This is a genomic window from Nostoc sp. UIC 10607 (genome assembly GCF_047228265.1).
GTDB lineage: Bacteria > Cyanobacteriota > Cyanobacteriia > Cyanobacteriales > Nostocaceae > Nostoc > Nostoc foliaceum_A.
Genome location: NZ_JBIQNW010000010.1, coordinates 123184 through 141380, shown reverse-complemented (window position 1 = coordinate 141380; position 18197 = coordinate 123184). Strand labels below are relative to the sequence as shown.

The 18197-nt window shown below is 41.4% G+C and carries 13 protein-coding genes; 8 read left to right on the top strand and 5 right to left on the bottom strand.

Features of this window, described 5'->3' with window-relative positions:
- Positions 1-237: 237 nt before the first annotated feature.
- Positions 238-2010: a ribonuclease J gene (locus ACEYW6_RS12415; RefSeq protein ID WP_412979923.1), complete on the top strand. Its 1773-nt coding sequence runs from the start codon at positions 238-240 to the stop codon at positions 2008-2010.
- A 106-nt stretch (positions 2011-2116) separates the two neighbouring features.
- Here ACEYW6_RS12415 and ACEYW6_RS12410 read toward each other — a convergent pair whose 3' ends face one another.
- Complete coding sequence (locus tag ACEYW6_RS12410) at positions 2117-3313, bottom strand: anion transporter (RefSeq protein WP_412979922.1); 1197 nt, start codon at positions 3311-3313, stop codon at positions 2117-2119.
- Positions 3314-3840: 527 nt separating this feature from the next.
- Here ACEYW6_RS12410 and ACEYW6_RS12405 point away from each other — a divergent pair.
- Positions 3841-4218 (top strand): Mo-dependent nitrogenase C-terminal domain-containing protein, encoded by a 378-nt coding sequence (locus tag ACEYW6_RS12405; RefSeq protein WP_412979921.1) that lies wholly within the window; start codon positions 3841-3843, stop codon positions 4216-4218.
- A 70-nt stretch (positions 4219-4288) separates the two neighbouring features.
- Here the strand turns inward: ACEYW6_RS12405 and ACEYW6_RS12400 are convergent, their stop codons facing one another.
- Positions 4289-6169, bottom strand: coding sequence for a caspase family protein (locus tag ACEYW6_RS12400; RefSeq protein WP_412979920.1), 1881 nt, complete (start codon positions 6167-6169; stop codon positions 4289-4291).
- Positions 6170-6368: 199 nt separating this feature from the next.
- On the opposite strand from ACEYW6_RS12400, the gene ACEYW6_RS12395 reads away from it, so the two are divergent.
- The 3 genes from ACEYW6_RS12395 (at position 6369) to ACEYW6_RS12385 (ending at position 8163) form a co-directional block, all read left to right on the top strand.
- Positions 6369-6860 carry a hypothetical protein gene (locus ACEYW6_RS12395; protein ID WP_196511365.1) on the top strand — a complete coding sequence of 164 codons (492 nt, stop codon included), beginning with the start codon at positions 6369-6371 and terminating at the stop codon, positions 6858-6860.
- Positions 6861-7075: 215 nt separating this feature from the next.
- The gene (gene rpmF / locus ACEYW6_RS12390; protein ID WP_190892708.1) at positions 7076-7249 is read left to right on the top strand and encodes a 50S ribosomal protein L32; all 174 of its coding nucleotides are present in this window, start codon (positions 7076-7078) and stop codon (positions 7247-7249) included.
- Between the two features lie 308 nt (positions 7250-7557).
- The gene (locus ACEYW6_RS12385) at positions 7558-8163 is read left to right on the top strand and encodes a sulfite oxidase-like oxidoreductase (RefSeq protein WP_190892581.1); all 606 of its coding nucleotides are present in this window, start codon (positions 7558-7560) and stop codon (positions 8161-8163) included.
- A 71-nt stretch (positions 8164-8234) separates the two neighbouring features.
- Here ACEYW6_RS12385 and ACEYW6_RS12380 read toward each other — a convergent pair whose 3' ends face one another.
- Both ACEYW6_RS12380 and ACEYW6_RS12375 read right to left on the bottom strand, forming a co-directional pair.
- Positions 8235-9617, bottom strand: coding sequence for an aldehyde dehydrogenase (locus ACEYW6_RS12380; RefSeq protein WP_412979919.1), 1383 nt, complete (start codon positions 9615-9617; stop codon positions 8235-8237).
- A 195-nt stretch (positions 9618-9812) separates the two neighbouring features.
- Complete coding sequence (locus tag ACEYW6_RS12375) at positions 9813-10958, bottom strand: response regulator (RefSeq protein ID WP_412979918.1); 1146 nt, start codon at positions 10956-10958, stop codon at positions 9813-9815.
- A gap of 185 nt (positions 10959-11143) precedes the next feature.
- Here ACEYW6_RS12375 and ACEYW6_RS12370 point away from each other — a divergent pair, with 185 nt between their 5' ends.
- The 3 genes from ACEYW6_RS12370 (at position 11144) to ACEYW6_RS12360 (ending at position 16401) form a co-directional block, all read left to right on the top strand.
- Complete coding sequence (locus tag ACEYW6_RS12370) at positions 11144-11266, top strand: hypothetical protein (RefSeq protein WP_412979917.1); 123 nt, start codon at positions 11144-11146, stop codon at positions 11264-11266.
- 72 nt (positions 11267-11338) lie between these two features.
- Positions 11339-12910, top strand: coding sequence for an AAA-like domain-containing protein (locus ACEYW6_RS12365; protein WP_412979916.1), 1572 nt, complete (start codon positions 11339-11341; stop codon positions 12908-12910).
- A complete protein-coding gene (locus ACEYW6_RS12360) occupies positions 12910-16401 on the top strand; it encodes an AAA-like domain-containing protein (RefSeq protein WP_412979915.1) in 3492 nt (1163 codons plus the stop codon). Before ACEYW6_RS12365 ends, ACEYW6_RS12360 begins: the two co-directional genes overlap by 1 nt.
- A 19-nt stretch (positions 16402-16420) precedes the next feature.
- Here the strand turns inward: ACEYW6_RS12360 and ureC are convergent, their stop codons facing one another.
- Entirely contained in the window at positions 16421-18136 is a 1716-nt protein-coding gene (gene ureC, locus ACEYW6_RS12355) for an urease subunit alpha (RefSeq protein WP_412979914.1), read from the bottom strand.
- Positions 18137-18197 lie beyond the last annotated feature (61 nt).

Here is an 18197-nt window from a genome sequence, read left to right as displayed (position 1 = left end):
ATACATATAAACAATGCTCATAATTGTTCATAAGTTGCAATTTAAAAATCTGTGCTAGGACTGATAGACATACTATAAATTCTTCAGTGTACAGTCGCTTTTATTGAATAAAAAATTGAAATCTTCAATTAAAACTTGATTGCTTTAGGACTGAATTAAGAGACAAATGATGTTGTCTTAAATACAAGTTCGTTAACTATCAACTAAATTAACCACAAGTAACGATCTAAGGAGAAAATGGCTAAAAACGAAGCTAATAATTCCGCCTTGAAAATTATTCCTTTAGGCGGTTTGCACGAAATTGGGAAAAATACTTGTCTTTTTGAGTATGACGATGAAATTATCCTGCTAGATGCAGGATTGGCTTTTCCCACAGAGGCGATGCATGGAGTAAATATTGTTCTGCCAGATACGACCTATCTGCGGGAAAATCGCCATAAAATTAAAGGGATGATCGTTACTCACGGTCATGAAGACCATATTGGCGGAATTGCTTTTCATCTCAAGCAATTTGATATCCCCGTGATTTATGGGCCCAGACTAGCAATGGCAATGCTAGAGGGTAAATTAGAAGAAGCAGGAGTCCGCGATCGCACAGAAATCAGAACAGTTCTACCACGCGATGTGGTGCGGATTGGCAAAAACTTTTTAGTTGAATATATCCGCAACACCCACTCCATTGCTGATAGTTTCACTGTTGCCATTCATACTCCCCTTGGTGTAGTCATTCACACAGGGGATTTTAAAATTGACCATACCCCAGTGGATGGTGAAAAGTTTGACTTGCAACGGTTAGCAGAACATGGTGAAAAAGGCGTTCTTTGTCTGCTAAGTGATTCCACGAATGCTGAGATACCAGGGTTTACACCTTCGGAACGTTCAGTTTATCCGAATCTTGAGAGAGTATTTAGTCAAGCTACTGGGCGATTATTTGTCACTACCTTTGCTTCTAGCGTCCATCGCATCAACATGATTTTGGATATCGCCAAGAAGCAAAACCGTGTAGTGACGATTGTGGGGCGTTCCATGCTGAACTTGATTGCTCATGCTCGTAATTTAGGTTACATCAAGTGTGAAGATAATCTGCTGCAACCATTGCACGCAGTCCGCAATCTGCCTGATGAAAGAGTACTGATTTTAACCACAGGTTCTCAGGGTGAAACTATGGCAGCAATGACCCGCATTGCTAACAAAGAACATCCTCACATCAAAATCCGCCAAGGAGATACAGTAGTATTCTCTGCTAACCCAATTCCCGGAAATACGATCGCAGTAGTCAACACCATTGATAAATTGATGATTCAAGGTGCAAAAGTGGTCTATGGTCGGGATAAAGGGATTCACGTCTCCGGTCACGGCTGTCAGGAAGAGCAAAAGCTGATGATTGCCTTAACTCGACCCAAGTTCTTTGTGCCATTTCACGGCGAACATCGGATGCTAGTGAAGCACGCAGAAACTGCTCAGAGTATGGGCATTCCCGCAGAAAACATGATCATCATTCAGAATGGTGATATTGTCGAACTGACTGAAGATGCTATTCGCGTTGCTGGTAAAGTGCCATCTGGTATCGAATTGGTGGATACTACGAGTTCGGGTATGGTAAGTGCCAAAGTTTTACAAGAACGGCAACGCATGGCTTCAGAAGGCATTATTACGATCGCAGCTGCCATTGATTGGAATGGTAAACTGTTGGCAAAACCAGAAATTCACCTACGGGGTGTAGTTACTAGTGTAGAGCGATCGCTGCTACAAACCTGGGTAAAACAACGCATTGAAGAAATCCTCACTGTGCGCTGGACAGAATTTGCTCCTAGCGAAGGGGAAGCAGCAGATATAGACTGGGGTGGATTGCAAGGTACTTTAGAACGAGAATTGCAACGTTCCATCCGGCGGGAATTGCAATGTCAGCCATCTGTGACTTTGTTGATGCAAATTCCTGATGAGCCACCCGTGAAAGTTGCCGATGGCAGAAGACGGCGGACTCGGACTGCTGCTCAGGTAGCATCATAGAGAATTTAAGATAAAATCTCATGCAGAGGCGTAAAGACGTAGAGTTTTTCTAACGTCTTTGCGCTTTGGCGCGAGATTGAGAGAAAAATTATTTGCTTTAGCGCCCTCAATGAACCCAGAGGTATACTAGAACTAAAGTACACACTGTTAAAGGCGCTCCAAACCTTAGATGTTCCCAAAAAGTTAGCTTGTAACCTAAATCAGCAGCAGCTTCTACAACTATCAGGTTGGCGACTGAACCAAACAAAGTTAGATTCCCTGCCAAAGTTGATCCGGCTGCCAACAAAAGCCAATACTTAGTGTCACCTGGCGGAACCAGGGGATGCAGCAGAAGTACAGCAGGCACATTAGAAATTAAGTTAGATAAGACAACAGTTACGCCCAAAAAACTCGCAGCAGAGTTGATTGCATGGGTAAATGGCTGAAGCAAATTCAGCTTTTGCGTGACTCGCGTCAGGATAAATAATCCAGAAAACATTACCAGCAGGTTCCAATCCACCTTTTGCAAAATGCGCTGGGGTTTAACCCGCCGAGTGATTAGCAATAAACTAGCAGCAATTAAAGCAGACTGCGCTAAGGGTAAGCCGACAGTAAATGCAATTAGCAGCCCAATTGTGATGACTAATGTTTTATTAAATAAGGGTTTAAAAATTCGTTGGTTGCCAACAGGTAATAGTTGGCAAGGTTTAAGTGAGCGCACATTTGGGTAAAGTAGCCACAGTAATATCACCTGAATTACCAAGCTTGTTAGGGCAACTGGGGTCAATACACGCAGAAAATCTAGATAGGAGATGCCTGAAAAGGAGCCAATCAGGATATTTTGGGGATTACCGCTCAAAGTTGCTACCGAGCCTATATTAGTTGCACCAGTGATCGCTAGTAAATAAGGAATCGGATTTAAACCCAAAGCTTGAGTCAGACTCAAAGTTAAGGGTGTAAAAATCAACGCCAGAGTGTCATTGAGAAAAAAGGCGGAGAGAATACCACTGCCAAAAGTTAAAGCAATTAACAAACCTAGAGGACTGCGAGTAATACTCAATATCACTGATAGCGATCGCTTAAAAAACCCTGCATAGGATAAGTTGGCGTTAACTACCATCATGCTCAAGAGAAATACGATGGTATTGGCATCAATAGCCTGCCATGCTTCCTGTAAATTCAGAACACCTAAAGCAATTAAAAAGGCAGAACCGACCAAAGCAATAGTGGCGCGGTTCATGCGTAAACCAGGGATGTAACCCAATGCTAGCCCCAGATAAGTTAGCCCTAAGACGCTATAGATTGCAAATTGGAGAAAAATCACTTTCTTTACCGAGACTTTGCGACGACCGACGTTTCATGATTAGCCCCTCTGTATCTGCTGAGGAAGCCAACCCACCTGGCTTTAAGCCGCCACCGCGTCTATAGACTTATCTCTATTTGTACGACATTAAGCCAGCAATTGACAGGACGCTCTGACGTGGGGAAGTGGGAATGCGGAGAGGAAAGACGCCTACTAGGCTATTACTGATATTTATACTTAGCAAAAATACTTTTAGAAAGACCTTATATTAAGGATTGTAAATGTTACACTAAAACCTATCCAATGATGGATGTCTTTATTAAAATTTAAACTGTGTCAAGTTATGAACAAGATCGTAATATTACACTACCGATCCCCAGAAAATTGCGATTAACTTGACGTAGTAATAAATTAGGTTCTGACTTAAGTGGCTAATCAGGTATTACATTATATCGCAGTCAGAACGCGATTTTTCCGGGAAAGTTCGTTGCCACGTTGTATATATTCATCAAAAAGGTGAATAGCCTCAATAACACAGAGGATTAACCATGAAGGTATTCGACAATACCACAAAAAAGATTTTTCTGGCAAGCTGGGTATCAATCAATCAAGCAGAGACTAGTGACCATAAAGTAACCCAGCTAAACCGTTCTGCTTCCAAGCCTTACTGGGATATTCTCCAACCCCTACGGCAACGGGTAGAAAACATTCAAGTCCGCGATCGCCAACTAGCTCACCGCTTGTGCAAACTGATTCCATCTCAGTGTCCCTTTGAGCGCGATCTCAAATTATTTGGGAAAACCTTGTTTCACATTCCGCCCATGTGCAAGCTTAACCCCTTATATGAGGAAGTGGTTGGTTTACGTTTTCGAGCACTGTGCTATCTAGCCGACGAATGTGGTGAAGATGTCTCGCAGTACTGCTAAGTACTGAGACAAAAGTTACGAGTTAGGAGTGATAAGTGAGGAATTAAAACTCTTAACTCCTAACTGCTAACTATTTTTTTTGCCATTTTTGGATAGCATCCTGAGCATCTTCGTAAGCGGCTGTCTCCTCTGGCACTAAAGCAGCGGTCGCAATTGCGGCATTACGTTCTCCTTCGGTGGCGCGACGCTTGGCCAAGTCTAAAATTTTCTCACTCCATTTATTGATCGATTTTTGGGCAGTATCAAAGCCCGGTTGACCTGCTGGTACTTTCTTGGCAACTTCGATCGCACGATTGTAGGTAGATGCCTGTCCAGGCTTAATTAAGGCATTAGCTGCATCTAAAAGAGTTTTGTTACTGACATACTGCTTGCCCTCTAACCGCCACAGGTTAATTGCTGCTTGTGCTTTGGCATAGGGAGCTTCATTTTTGCTGATTAATCGAGCAGCAGCAATAGCGCTAGCATACTGTCTTTGTTTAGCACGACCCTCTGCTAAATCTAAAATCATCTGGCTCCAAATCTTAATATTCTCTTGAGCTTGATCGTAGAGTGGTTCACCGGGTTTAATTTTCCGGGCTGTAGCGATCGCCATGCTCAAATCGCTAGCCTGGGTTTGTCTGAGCGACATTTTCGCCAAGTCTAATACTGCTTGATTCCGCTTTTTCGACTCGGAACTAGAAGTGATTTGGGCACTAGATTGGTTTTTAAGTCTAACTGGTGGAGTAAGATCGCTTGGTAAATTCTCGATAACCTGGCGATCGCTAGCAGTAGCATTGGGTAATGTGCTTGATATTTGCTTAATTCTAAAAGTTTCTTGATTACGGAGAAAAACTACAGCAATTAAACCTGCTACCAGCAAGCTGCCTCCGCCCCATAAGATAAACTGTTTCCAAAAAGGGATGCTTGGTTGATTTGATGGCAATCGAGAGACGTAACCTTTCGAGGAATTGGGGATAAATCTTCCCCTCGGATTCACTCCTAAAGAAGTTTCCGCCATTGGCTGGGAAACTAAGCTAGTAGCTGACTCCTGGACTGGTTGACCTTTAGGCTTCTCGATCTTGTAAGCCTTCACCTGTTGGGAGTAGTTCACAGTAGCTTCTCCCCATCTGCGCCGTTCTGCTGAGGTTCTAGGGTAATCGTCGAGGGTAGGAGCGGCACGGGCAATAGCAAAAGATTCTTCGGGATAAATCACCGGTTCTGATTGAAAGTCACTTTCCATTGCCAATTGTGGCAAGATTATCTGCGGTCTTGATGGGATGATAGTGGCAGGGTTTTGAACAGGACGCCAGTGATGGTGACATAATTTTGGCATGAGCAGACTCAGATAGCTTTCTAAATCTGCCAAGTTGCTGCCATTACCAGAACGCAAAGCTTCTAACAAAGCTGCTGTAAAGAATCCGTGACCTAATTCGCTACTTTCATGGGAAAATTGCTCTGGTTGGCAAGAAAGAATTGTTGCGAGTTGTAATTCTTGGGCTAGTTCTATTGTTTCTTCGCCAACGGGAGCATCCGCTTGGGTGCCAAAAGCGCGGTTGATATCGAGTAGTAGCAATACATTTAGGTCAGCAAGTTGCAGGCTTTGCATTAGCGATCGCAATTCTATGCCAGTCTCTTGCACTAGTTCGGGGTTGCCTTCCGCTGGCATTAAGTAATCTTTGCCTTTGTAGTTGACCCCATAACCGCTAAAAAATAACCACAGATAATCTTCTGGTTGCCAACTTGTCGCTGCCAAATCCTCAAGCAGCAGCAAAATATTCTCTTTAGTCGGATAAGTTGATCTATCCCCAATCGGCGGCGAGGTATCTGTCATGACTAGACAGTGTTTGGGGAGAAAACCTGCCTCTGTCACCAAAAAATCCTCCAGTGCCTCAGCATCTGCTTGGGCACAACTTAAAGGTTGAAATAACTGATATTGATTGATGCCAATCGCGATCGCCCAGTAATTTGCCATCCCGCTCTTTGTCAGTTATTGTTTGCTGGTCTTAAAATTGCGGTTGGCTTTGCCAAAAAAACAAAGCTAACCTATGTCTTATAGTCTAGGTGATTCTGATCGAATCTTAAGTTAGAATGTAATTTTTACTACGTTAGTTGACCGGAAAATACTTTCACCTAATTTCAATAACAGATCATCAATAAGGAGATAGAAGGTCATGAGCAAAATTTCTGCTCACCTACCATCATCGATCACTCCCTTTTCAGTTATTAGCCAAATTGCCAGAAGAATCCGGATAGTTCCTTTAGTAGTTTTGCTCATATCTACTGTTCCTGCGTGGTTTTTGACGGAAGCGATCGCACCTCAGGTTGTGCGGGCTTACACCGCTAGAGTTGATCTAGCTATTGACCGCCTGCCAGAAGAAAACTACGAAACCGTTCTCAGGAGGGCAGAAGCAGCCGCGAGGGCAGCTGCTCAAAGGAGCTTCGACCAAGATATCTTAGTGACAGATGTTTCAATCATTGTGTCCGTACAAAATTATGGAGCGATCGCACCAGTCTTGACATTAGAAGTCAGTCGTCCCCAATGGCGATCGCGTCCCGATGCTCAAAATTGGGCAACTTACTTCAAAACTGCGCGATCACTACTTTTCTTTGAAAATAGCTCTAATACAGTTCCAGCAGCTAGCGGGATGTCAACCCAAAAATGACGCGTTGAGCTAGACACAGACAGAAGTCAGAGCCAAGGAAGCCTTGGCTCTGAACTTCGGGGAACGCAAAGAGGTCACTCTTAGAATTCCCTTTGTCCCCGTGTCCCCGTGTCATACTTCAGTCTCAACCTATCAATTCTGACTCAACTGTTGTCCTTGGTGTCAGTGGATGGCCTAGAATAAGAAGGTTGTCAAGAATCGCGATATCTGCTGACATGGCTGTTCCTAAGAAGAAAACTTCCAAATCAAAACGAGATAAACGTCGAGCTACCTGGAGGCACAAAGCCGTCATCGAAGCTCAGAAAGCTCTCTCTTTGGGCAAGTCGATTTTGACTGGACGTTCTACATTTGTATATCCAACTGCTGAAGAAGAGGAAGAAGAATCATAATTTCCCAGTCAGGAAAAGCATGAACAGCACCGATAGATTTGATTGGTGCTTCACCAATCAAACTTCTCACTACTGGATAAACGCTTTTTCTTAGCTTTCCTGATTGCATTATGAATCATAGATACTCTACAAAAGCTGATTAGATCGAAAAAAATTGGTAGTGAGTAATTGGGAACATCCGTTACCCATTACCTATCATTGATGAGTAATAATCAAGTAATCATATTAAAGAGTAAAACATCTGGTGCTGTTAGCAACTCAGTAAAAAAGTCTGCAAATACCTTGAGAAAACTTATTTTTCTCCAACTATGCTAGGAAAATTTTTTCATAAACCAGACAAGGAAGAGGGGGAACGCGTCCCTCCAGGTCAACACTTAGCTAAAGGTTTCCCCGTATTAACTTACGGTGCAACTCCCCAAGTCAGCATTGAGGAATGGGAATTTCGAGTTTGGGGTTTAGCAAAACCTGTTACCTTTAATTGGTCAGACTTTATGGCGCTGCCTCAACACGAATTCACAGCAGACTTCCACTGTGTAACGCGCTGGTCTAAACTGGATGTCAAATGGACTGGCATAAAAGTTACAGATTTCATGGGTCTGATTGAGCTAGACCCCAAAGTAGCCCACATAATGGAACACTGCTACGGCGGCTACACTACCAATATTTCTGTAGAAGATTTTATCCGCGAAGAAAACTTCTTTGCCTTTAAAGTCTTTGGTGAAGACCTTCCATCTGAACACGGTGGCCCGATGCGGCTAGTTGTACCCCACCTATATGCTTGGAAAAGTGCTAAGTGGATTAATGGTTTAGAGTTTTTAGCTGGTGAAGAACTTGGTTTTTGGGAGCGCAATGGCTACCATCGCCGTGGTGAACCTTGGGCTGAGGAGCGTTACAGCAGCGCTTTTGGGTTTTAATAATGAATAATTAAGAGTTAGGAGTTAGGAGTTAAAAATTCATAACTTATAACTCATAACTCCTAACTTTTTTAACCCAGAAGTTTCTTGATTAGCGGCAATTTGCCCTCATAGGGAGCGTATCGCCATTTTAAATCGAGCCAGAAAGAGTTTTGCAATACACTTTTGTTATGAGAAAAGGTGTCAAAACTAGCTTTACCGTGATAGTTGCCAATACCGCTATCTCCCACTCCACCAAATGGTAAAGATGAGACACCAACCTGCATCACTGTATCGTTGATGCAGACTCCACCAGAGGAAGTTTCCTGCAAAACTCGCTTTTGCAGGTTTTTGTTTTGAGAAAATAAATATAACGCTAAGGGTTTTGGTCTAGAGTTAATCAAGGCGATCGCTTCTGCAATGTCAGTATATTCAATGATGGGTAGAATAGGGCCAAAAATTTCTTCCTGCATTATGGAATCTTCTAAGGAGACATTATCAATTACTGTTGGGGCGATATAACGTTCCGAAGCTTGAGCAACTCCACCAATGATAACTTCACCATCTTTGAGAAAGTTAACCAACCTATCAAAGTGTTTTTGACTTATAATCCTGGCATAATCAGGACTGTTTGCTGGATTATCGCCATAAAATTCTTTTAAGGATTTTCCCAGACCATCTATTAAATCTTTTTTGATTTTTTTATCAACTAAAAGATAGTCAGGAGCGATACAAGTTTGTCCAGCATTAATAAATTTGCCCCAAGTAATTCGTCTGACAGTGTGTTCAAGATTAATGTCAGTATCTACGATACAAGGACTTTTGCCACCTAATTCTAAAGTAACTGGTGTAAGATATTTTGCTGCTGCTGCCATGATTATTTTGCCAACGGCTGTACCACCAGTAAAAAAGATATGGTCAAACTTTTCTGCAAGTAGTTTTTGACTGGCTTCAACGCCTCCTTCAACCACTGCAATATAAGCAGGATCAAAATATTTAGCAACAATTTCAGCGATGATACGGGAGGTATGAGAAGCGATTTCTGAAGGTTTTATAATTGCACAATTACCTGCTGCGATCGCACCTACTAACGGTGAGATAATTAACTGAAATGGATAGTTCCAAGGCCCAATAATTAAGACAACCCCCAACGGTTCTGGATAAATTCTCGCCGAGTAGGAAAAAAAATCAAAGGAAACGGCTGTTTTTTTTGGCTTAGTCCAGGTTTTGAGATGTTTTATGGCATAATCTATTTCTTTGATAACACCGATTTCTGTAAGATAAGTCTCCACTTCTGGCTTATGTAAATCTGCTTGTAATGCCTCAACTATTGACTGTTCATGCTCAATAATTGCTTGCTTGAGATTTATAAGTTGCTCAATGCGAAAAGTAACGTCTTTAGTTTTGCCAGTTTGAAAAAACTCACGCTGATTCTGGATAATATCGCCAACGTTAGATAATTCAGTGATAATCATTGTTTTTTCCTATAAAAAATATTTTTTTTAATGTTAGCGCTGGTACATCAACATATTTGATTCGTCATTTTTTAGTATTTTACTTTCTAATGGGAATATTTACTTAAAGTTATTGCTCGGTAAATAGTAGTAAATTTCTCAATTATGAATTAATAATAAAAATTCTATAATTCATAATTGATAATTGCTAATTTCTCATATTTTAGTGGGAAGAAGCACAATAAATACACTACCTTTGCCCAACTCAGAATTAAGCAGAATAATGCCTTGATGTGCCTCGACAATTCGGCGAGCAAGATATAGTCCTAAGCCACTACCGGAAGTTTTGTGGCTGCCTTGGCGAAATCGTTCAAATATGGTGGCTTGTTCTTCAGGGGGAATACCTGAGCCTGTATCCACTATTTCAATTCTAATGTAGTCAACAGAATTGGATATTTCAGAGAACTGAGATTGACTACTTTTATCAAATTGGCGTTGAGAAGTAAAACGAATAGTCACAGAACCAGAGCCAGTAAATTTGATCGCATTGCCTATGAGGTTGGTGAATAGACGATGTAATTCTAAGCGATCGCCCATCACTGTGTTTGTGCTTGACTCCTCAGTAAAGTCCAAATTTAGGGATAGTGCTTTGTCTTGAGCTAGAGTTGCCAATTCTCCAATCACCTCCTCTAGCAATCGGCCCAGATGAACTGGTTGAAATGCCAAAGTTTTGCGACCTGCTTCAAAGCGATAAACTTCTAATAAGGTATTCACCATAGAAAGCAGGTTGATATTACTACGGGCCATGATGGCGATTACTTCCTGCATTTGTGGTGATAATGCTCCCAACGCTCCTTGCTGAAATAGCATCAACATGCGATCGGCAGCTACCAAGGGAGTGCGTAAGTCGTGGGTGAGGCGGGAGACAAAATCTTCTCGCTGACGGGCAATTTCATCACGTTCATCCATACTATGCTTCAAGCGCAGGAGCGATCGCACTCGTGCCAGCAATTCATCTACTGTTACAGGTTTGCGGATAAAATCATCAGCACCCAAGTCTAAACCGTGGGCGACGTTTGGCGCATCGTGGGCAGTAATCAGCAATATGGGGATGTATTGTGGCAATTTCATCTCTCCACGAATGTGCTTGGTGACTTCGTACCCATCCATACCCGGCATCATCAGATCCAGCAGAACCAAGTCACAAGGAGAAGCTTTCAATTCTGCCAAGGCCGAAATTCCATTTTCTGCTGTGCTAATTGTGTAACCTTCTTCCTCCAAAATAGTTTTGATCAAAAACACGTTATCAGGAGAGTCATCGACAACCAGAATTTTGTCAGAGCGAGAAGATTGTGAAGTCATATAGATGCAAGGTACGGGGTAAAAGTAAATTTTTAGGAAAACTGGTTTATTGGTATAGTTTTTTAGATAGTTCTCTTAAGTAAACTTCCTCCGAAGAAAAATTGTTTACCAAGAAATTTATATAAATGTGTTTTAAAAACTACTTTACTTACCTTTTTAGCAGATAGCCACAAGCTAAAGGAATCATGGCTTGTAAACTTCTAGAACTGAATACAGAGGATGGCAGCAATATTTTGGTAGCAAATGAGTTACCAAATGTACCAGTAGGTCGTGTAACGGCTACTAGTAAGTTCTTTAAAGAAAAGTAGAAACTAGCTTCGATTCCGTAAATTGCAAGAATATAGTCAAATTTGTCAAAATTTCTGGATATTGATTCGACTATGCCAACTTTGCCAGCAGCTAGCAAAAATGCCAGATTTTTCATCAGCTATCGCAGTCAAGTTCCAGATTTGAGCCTGGCCCATAATTTTTATGAAGCTATTAAAGCTGCTGGACACGAAGCATTTATGGCGGGTGAAAGCATTCGCTTAGGGGAAAAATGGCCCCAGCGGATTGATGAAGAATTAAAACTGTGTGATTATTTTTTGTTGCTGTTGTCTGAGCGATCGGCAACTAGCGAGATGGTGACAGAAGAGGTGAGACAGGCTAAAGAGTTACGAGATGGCAGCGATCAGCATAAACCAGTGATTTTGCCCATTCGCGTTAACTTTCCTTGGAGTGCGCCACTGAATTATGATTTGCGGGGGTATTTACAACAGCTTCAGCAGCGAGAGTGGAATTCACCTGCCGATACTCCCAAAATTTTACAGGAAATTTTTAGTTTAGTGGCAATCGGTGATGTAGAAAAATTGGCAGATGGAGAGACGAGTAATGATTTTTTCCCTTCATCACCCTCTCACCCTCTCACTCTCTCACCGCCTCTGCCAGTGGCAGAACCAGAATTACCTGAAGGACAGGTGGATTTGGCTTCGGCGTTTTATATTGAGCGTCCTCCTATCGAATCTCGCTGCTACGAGGCAATTTTGAAGCCAGGATCTTTGATTCGGATCAAAGCGCCCCGGCAAATGGGTAAAACCTCACTCATGGCACGAATTCTTCATCAAGCGTCACAACAAGGTTATCTAACGGTGCCTTTGAGCTTTCAATTGGCAGATGGAAAGGTTTTCGCAGATTTGGATAAGTTCCTTCAGTGGTTTTGTGCCAGTGTAGGACGGAGGTTGAGGCTACCCAACAAGTTAGCAGATTACTGGGATGTGATTTATGGCAGTAAGGACAATTGCACCGCTTATTTCGAGGAGTATCTCTTACCAGAAATCAACCAACCCCTAGCATTGGGATTGGATGAAGTTGATCGTATATTTCAACATCCCGAAATTGCCGCAGACTTTTTTGGGCTGTTACGCGCTTGGCATGAAGATGCTAAAAACCGCGATATTTGGAAAAAACTGCGGTTGGTAGTAGTGCATTCCACAGAAGTTTATATTCCGATGAATATAAATCAATCGCCGTTTAATGTAGGCTTGCCAATTGAGTTACCAGAGTTTAACGCCCAACAGGTTCTTGATTTGGCACAAAGGCATGGACTCAATTGGAGTTTTACCCAAGTTGAACAACTCATGGCGATGGTAGGAGGACATCCCTACCTTGTAAGAGTGGCACTTTATCACATTGCCAGACAGGATACTACGCTCAATCTGCTTTTGCAAACAGCCCCCACAGAAGCTGGTCCTTATAGCGACCATTTACGTCGGCATTTGTGGAATTTAGAACAGCGTCCAGAATTAGCTGCTGCTATCAAAAAGGTAGTTGCCAATACTAGCCCAGTTCGGTTGGATTCGATACAATGCTTTAAACTACTCAGTATGGGCTTATTACAACAGCAAGGAAATGATGTAACGCCACGTTGTAATTTGTATCGTCAATATTTTTGCGATCGCTTGAGAGTTAGCTGATGAATATAGAACAAAACCCAGCTTATGAATATCAAGTTGGTGGCAGTTTGCCTGCTGATGCCCCTAGTTATGTAGTGCGACAAGCAGATACAGATTTGCATGAAGCATTGAAGGCTGGGGAATTTTGTTATGTCTTAAATTCTCGGCAGATGGGCAAGTCTAGCTTACGAGTGCAAATAATGCAACGTTTGAAAGAAGAGGGCATTGCCTGTGCTGCGATTGACTTGACGGCAATTGGTAGCCAGAATATTACACCAGATAACTGGTATACAGGTGTAGTACGTAGTTTAGTGAGTAGTTTTGAGCTTTCAAGAAAGTTTAATTTACGGGGTTGGTGGCGTGATCAGGATCATCTTTCTCCCGTACAGCGATTGGGTGAATTTATCGAAGAAGTTCTGCTAGTTGAAATTTCTCAATCTATAGTCATTTTTATTGATGAAATTGATAGTGTTCTCAGCCTACATTTTTCGACTGATGACTTTTTTGCTTTGCTCCGAAACTGCTATAACCAGCGTGCCGACAGATCACAATATAGGCGTCTCACATTCACACTTTTGGGAGTGGCTACACCGTCAGATTTGATTCTGGATAAAAAGCGTACTTCATTTAATATTGGTAGAGCGATTGAATTAAATGGCTTTCAATTGCATGAAGCCAAACCATTAGTCCAAGGATTAGTGGGAAAAGTTAGTAATCCCCAAGCTGTTCTGAGTGAAGTGTTGGCTTGGACAGGTGGGCAACCTTTTCTTACCCAAAAACTTTGCAAACTCATTCCTGGTGGTATAGAAGCTGAGGGAGTTGAAGAATTGGTGCGATTACATATCATTAAAAGTTGGGAATCTCAGGATGAGCCAGAGCATTTGCGGAGAATACGCGATCTTCTTCTGAGGAATAAACAGCGCATAGTTAGGTTGCTAGGACTGTATAAGCAGATATTGCAACAAGAGAGGATGCAAGCTGATGACAGTCCAGAACAAAAGGAATTGTCGTTGACAGGGTTAGTAGTCAAGCGACAGGGGGAGTTAGAGGGCTACAACCGCATTTATAAGACAGTTTTTGATCAGAGATGGGTTAACAAAGAATTAGCACTTCTAAGGCCACCTTTATATCACGAAGCAATAACAGCTTGGTTAGACTCTAACTGTCAGGATGAGTCGCGGCTTTTGCGAGGGAAAGACCTAGAAGATATACAGAAATGGGCCGCGGAAAACAACTACAGTTTGAGTAGTGAGGATAGTAAATTTTTACATGACAGTCTAGGGCTTTATAACCGAGAATTAAAAAAAGTTGTAGCACCAACCAACTTAAAGTTTAAACATGAAGAAGCATCTTCAGTTGTGGATTTAATTTATTTATGTGATAAGTATCCAGACATAGCTACAGATTACTTATTCAATGGATATCTAGAAAAATGGCTATTCTTACGTAGCCAGACAGATTTAGCAAACCTGTCACAAAAAGTTGTTGGTTTCTATAAAGAGGAAAGGCGTAAAGGTTTGGAGATGTTTGTGCGGGGATTATGCAAACATCTAAATCGTATTCCATATCCAAAAATCATTTTTGAACCGAATCAGCTAGAGCTTGGTGAAATCCCGATCGGATACCAACATAAGCTTTCCTTGAAAATTAGTAACGATGGTCGTGGGTTCGCATGGGGAGATGTAACTGACCCTAATCTCCCAGGACTGAGTGTACCTGAACAATTTGATTCCTCTACTGACACAACATTCGATATTAATTTTGATGCTATTGAAGTTGAACCGGGTGATTATCAAGGCAATATTTCCATTTGCTTAAAAGATATTGAATATACTTGTCGGATTCCTATAAGTTACATAATTACAAAACTAAATATTAGCAAGACAGAAAAATTAGACTTGGGAGTTCTTTCACATGGTAGCCATTCGTTTCCTAAAACGTTAATAATTACTTGTGAGTCTTCTGGTGGAAGACTTAAGGGAATTGCTTCAACTAAGATGAATGAAATAGAAATAATACAGCATAGTTCTGAAGGAAAATCATTAGAATTTTCGTTGACTATAGATACTACTAATCTAGAGGCTGGCCACTATAATACCGAAATAACTATAAAAACAAATACTGGCAAAATTAAAGTACCCATTTGCTTCAAAAAATCTCTAAATTGGGACATTATAATCGCATTAACTGCTAGGATTGGTATCCCTCTAGGCTTAGTGATGCTTTTAATCCGCCATATTTTAGGACACTATTTATCAGTAGGTTTAGATGATAATTGGATTTTGTCATACCCTCCCGAAGTCGTTGGAGCTTCTTATCTACCAAAATTTTTTCCTTTTTTGCATCTAAGTATATTTGGGATGCCAGAAGTGCGTATTATATGTTCTATTTTTTGTAGTCTAGTATTCTTTATTTGTGCATTTATATTTCGTAACTATTTAAATTTCTTAAAAGGAAAAGTAAAATCAAAAGTAGGAATATTTTGTAATTCGATAAATGAATTAATAGAAAGCTATGAAAATCGATCAAGTTGGAGTAATGAATGGGTTGATAACCTGCAAGATTCTCCAATCAAAGGAATGATTTTTCTTCTTATAGGCTGGCTAATTAAAACAACAATTTTCTTATTAATACTATCATGGTTAATTATATTTATCATTAATTCGATAATAAACATTCTGGCATGGATTGGTTCAAGCTTTATTATCATTACTGACTTAACTACATATCCACTTAAGACAATTGGCATTGAACAAGCAGCAATTGGTTGGTTAGTATTTGGTTGCTTTATCGGTGGAGCTATAGGATTAATTCAATCTCTCAAACGTATAGAACAATATTCCTATTTAGGTAAAGTTTATTTAATTGCTATTTTCATACCTTTGATACTATTCATAACTGGCTTGATAACCGCTAATTTCCAAGATAAAATAGAGTTTTTTCCAAATATTGTACTTGTCGATGATTTTAAATATCCATCAAAAAAGTGGAATAAAGATACATTGCTAAGTATAAAGGATGGAGGTTTATTCCATCCTGGAACTAAAAATAATAATTTTCAACTTTCTATTTGGGGTGATAAAAATCAGAGATTCAAAGACTTGGATTTTTCAGTTGATGCTAAAAAAGTCAATGGAACTGATGATTCAGTATTCGGTATAGTTGCCCGAACTAGCAATATAAGTAAATCTAGTGTGGGGCAAAATTTTTATTATTTACTAATTAAAGGTAGTGGGGAGTTTTCAATGGGAAAGCTCATAGCCAGTAAAAAATGGGAAGATCAAGTGGGCTGGCAACATTCCACTAGCATCAAGCGAGGTAATAATATAAATCGATTAAGAGTTGTTTGCAATGGAAAAAGGGTAATTGGATGGATTAATAGCCAAAGAGTCGGGATATTTGAAGATGACTCTTACACTTCTGGAAAAATTGGAGTTATCTCATTACGAAGCAGCGATAATGGGGCTGCTGTATATTTCGATAATGTTCTTATTAAAACAAAGCCAGAATAGAAAGTTGCTCGGTCATGAATTAAAACAAAAAGTACCTCTGTGCCATTGGTAAAACTGTCGCAGGTTCACAAATCAGCAACTCTCCATCTGCTCTGACTTGGTATGTTTCTGGATCTACTTCAATGTGGGGTAGTGCATCATTCAGCTTCATATCCCGCTTACTCACTTGGCGTGTTCCAGAAACTGCAACGGCTGCTTTTTGTAAACCTAGCTGGCTGGGAATTTCTTTCTCTAAAGCTGCTTGGGAAACAAAAGTTAATGATGTGGCATGACGCGCCCCTGCAAAACTTCCAAACATCGGTCGCATATACACTGGTTGCGGTGTGGGAATACTGGCGTTAGCATCGCCCATTTGCGACCATGCAATCATTCCACCTTTAATGACTATCTCTGGTTTCACACCAAAAAATGCCGGACGCCACAAACATAAATCTGCTAATTTTCCCTCTTCTACTGAACCCACATATTTAGCAATTCCGTGAGCGATCGCAGGGTTAATCGTATACTTAGCAACATATCTTTTTGCACGAAAATTATCTGCTTTTTGCTCAGTTCCTTGTGGGTTAAGACTTCCCCGTTGCACTTTCATTTTGTGAGATGTCTGCCAGGTACGAATTATCACTTCGCCTACTCTTCCCATCGCCTGGGAGTCGGAAGAAATCATGCTAAATGCGCCTAAGTCGTGCAAAATGTCTTCAGCAGCAATGGTTTCCCGACGGATGCGAGATTCGGCGAAAGCTACATCTTCGGCGATCGCAGGATCAAGGTGATGGCATACCATCAACATATCCAGGTGTTCGTCTAAGGTGTTGAGGGTATAAGGACGTGTGGGATTAGTGGAAGATGGTAAAACATTAGTTTGGCTGCAAACTTTGATTATATCTGGTGCGTGTCCTCCGCCTGCGCCTTCGGTGTGGTAGGTGTGGATGGTACGATTCTTGAAAGCAGCGATCGTATCTTCGACAAATCCGGCTTCGTTCAAAGTATCAGTATGAATCGCTACTTGCACATCATATTGATCGGCAACGCTGAGACAAGTATCAATGGCTGCGGGTGTGGTTCCCCAGTCTTCATGGAGTTTTAACCCCATTGCACCGGCGGCTACTTGTTCTAAAAGTCCTTGGGGTTGACTGGCATTACCTTTACCTAAAAATCCTAAGTTGACAGGAAAAGCATCAGCAGCTTGCAACATTCGGTAAATATTCCAAGGTCCGGGGGTGCAGGTAGTGGCATTTGTACCTGTAGCTGGGCCAGTACCACCGCCAATCATGGTGGTAATACCGGAAGCGATCGCCACTTCAATTTGTTGGGGACAAATAAAATGAATATGGGCATCGATACCGCCAGCAGTGAGAATCATTCCTTCACCAGCTAAGGCTTCAGTTCCAGGGCCGATAATAATATCTACATTGTCTTGAATATAAGGATTCCCGGCTTTACCAATTTTGAAAATCTTGCCATCTTTAATGCCAATATCCGCTTTGACAATACCCCACCAATCGAGAATTAAGGCATTAGTAATTACTAAATCTACAGCACCATCGACATTAGAAATGGGGGATTGTCCCATACCGTCTCGGATGACTTTACCGCCGCCAAATTTCACTTCATCGCCGTAGGTGGTGAAATCTTGTTCAACTTCAATAAATAATTCAGTGTCTGCAAGTCGGATGCGATCGCCTACTGTTGGGCCGTAGGTTTCGGCGTAGGCGCGGCGATCCATTCTGTAAGGCATATAAAATCCTTTTTTTTAACGCAAAGGGACGCTGAGGGAAGCGCGGAGGTACACGGAGGTT

Excerpts from the sequence above, each read along its gene's own strand:
- ACEYW6_RS12415 (WP_412979923.1), top strand. The coding sequence starts at position 238 with ATGGCTAAAAACGAAGCTAATAATTCCGCCTTGAAAATTATTCCTTTA.
- ACEYW6_RS12405 (WP_412979921.1), top strand. The coding sequence starts at position 3,841 with ATGAAGGTATTCGACAATACCACAAAAAAGATTTTTCTGGCAAGCTGG.
- ACEYW6_RS12400 (WP_412979920.1), bottom strand. The coding sequence starts at position 6,169 with ATGGCAAATTACTGGGCGATCGCGATTGGCATCAATCAATATCAGTTA.
- ACEYW6_RS12395 (WP_196511365.1), top strand. The coding sequence starts at position 6,369 with ATGAGCAAAATTTCTGCTCACCTACCATCATCGATCACTCCCTTTTCA.
- rpmF (WP_190892708.1), top strand. The coding sequence starts at position 7,076 with ATGGCTGTTCCTAAGAAGAAAACTTCCAAATCAAAACGAGATAAACGT.
- ACEYW6_RS12385 (WP_190892581.1), top strand. The coding sequence starts at position 7,558 with ATGCTAGGAAAATTTTTTCATAAACCAGACAAGGAAGAGGGGGAACGC.
- ACEYW6_RS12380 (WP_412979919.1), bottom strand. The coding sequence starts at position 9,617 with ATGATTATCACTGAATTATCTAACGTTGGCGATATTATCCAGAATCAG.
- ACEYW6_RS12375 (WP_412979918.1), bottom strand. The coding sequence starts at position 10,958 with ATGACTTCACAATCTTCTCGCTCTGACAAAATTCTGGTTGTCGATGAC.
- ACEYW6_RS12370 (WP_412979917.1), top strand. The coding sequence starts at position 11,144 with ATGGCTTGTAAACTTCTAGAACTGAATACAGAGGATGGCAGCAATATT.
- ACEYW6_RS12365 (WP_412979916.1), top strand. The coding sequence starts at position 11,339 with ATGCCAACTTTGCCAGCAGCTAGCAAAAATGCCAGATTTTTCATCAGC.
- ACEYW6_RS12360 (WP_412979915.1), top strand. The coding sequence starts at position 12,910 with ATGAATATAGAACAAAACCCAGCTTATGAATATCAAGTTGGTGGCAGT.
- ureC (WP_412979914.1), bottom strand. The coding sequence starts at position 18,136 with ATGCCTTACAGAATGGATCGCCGCGCCTACGCCGAAACCTACGGCCCA.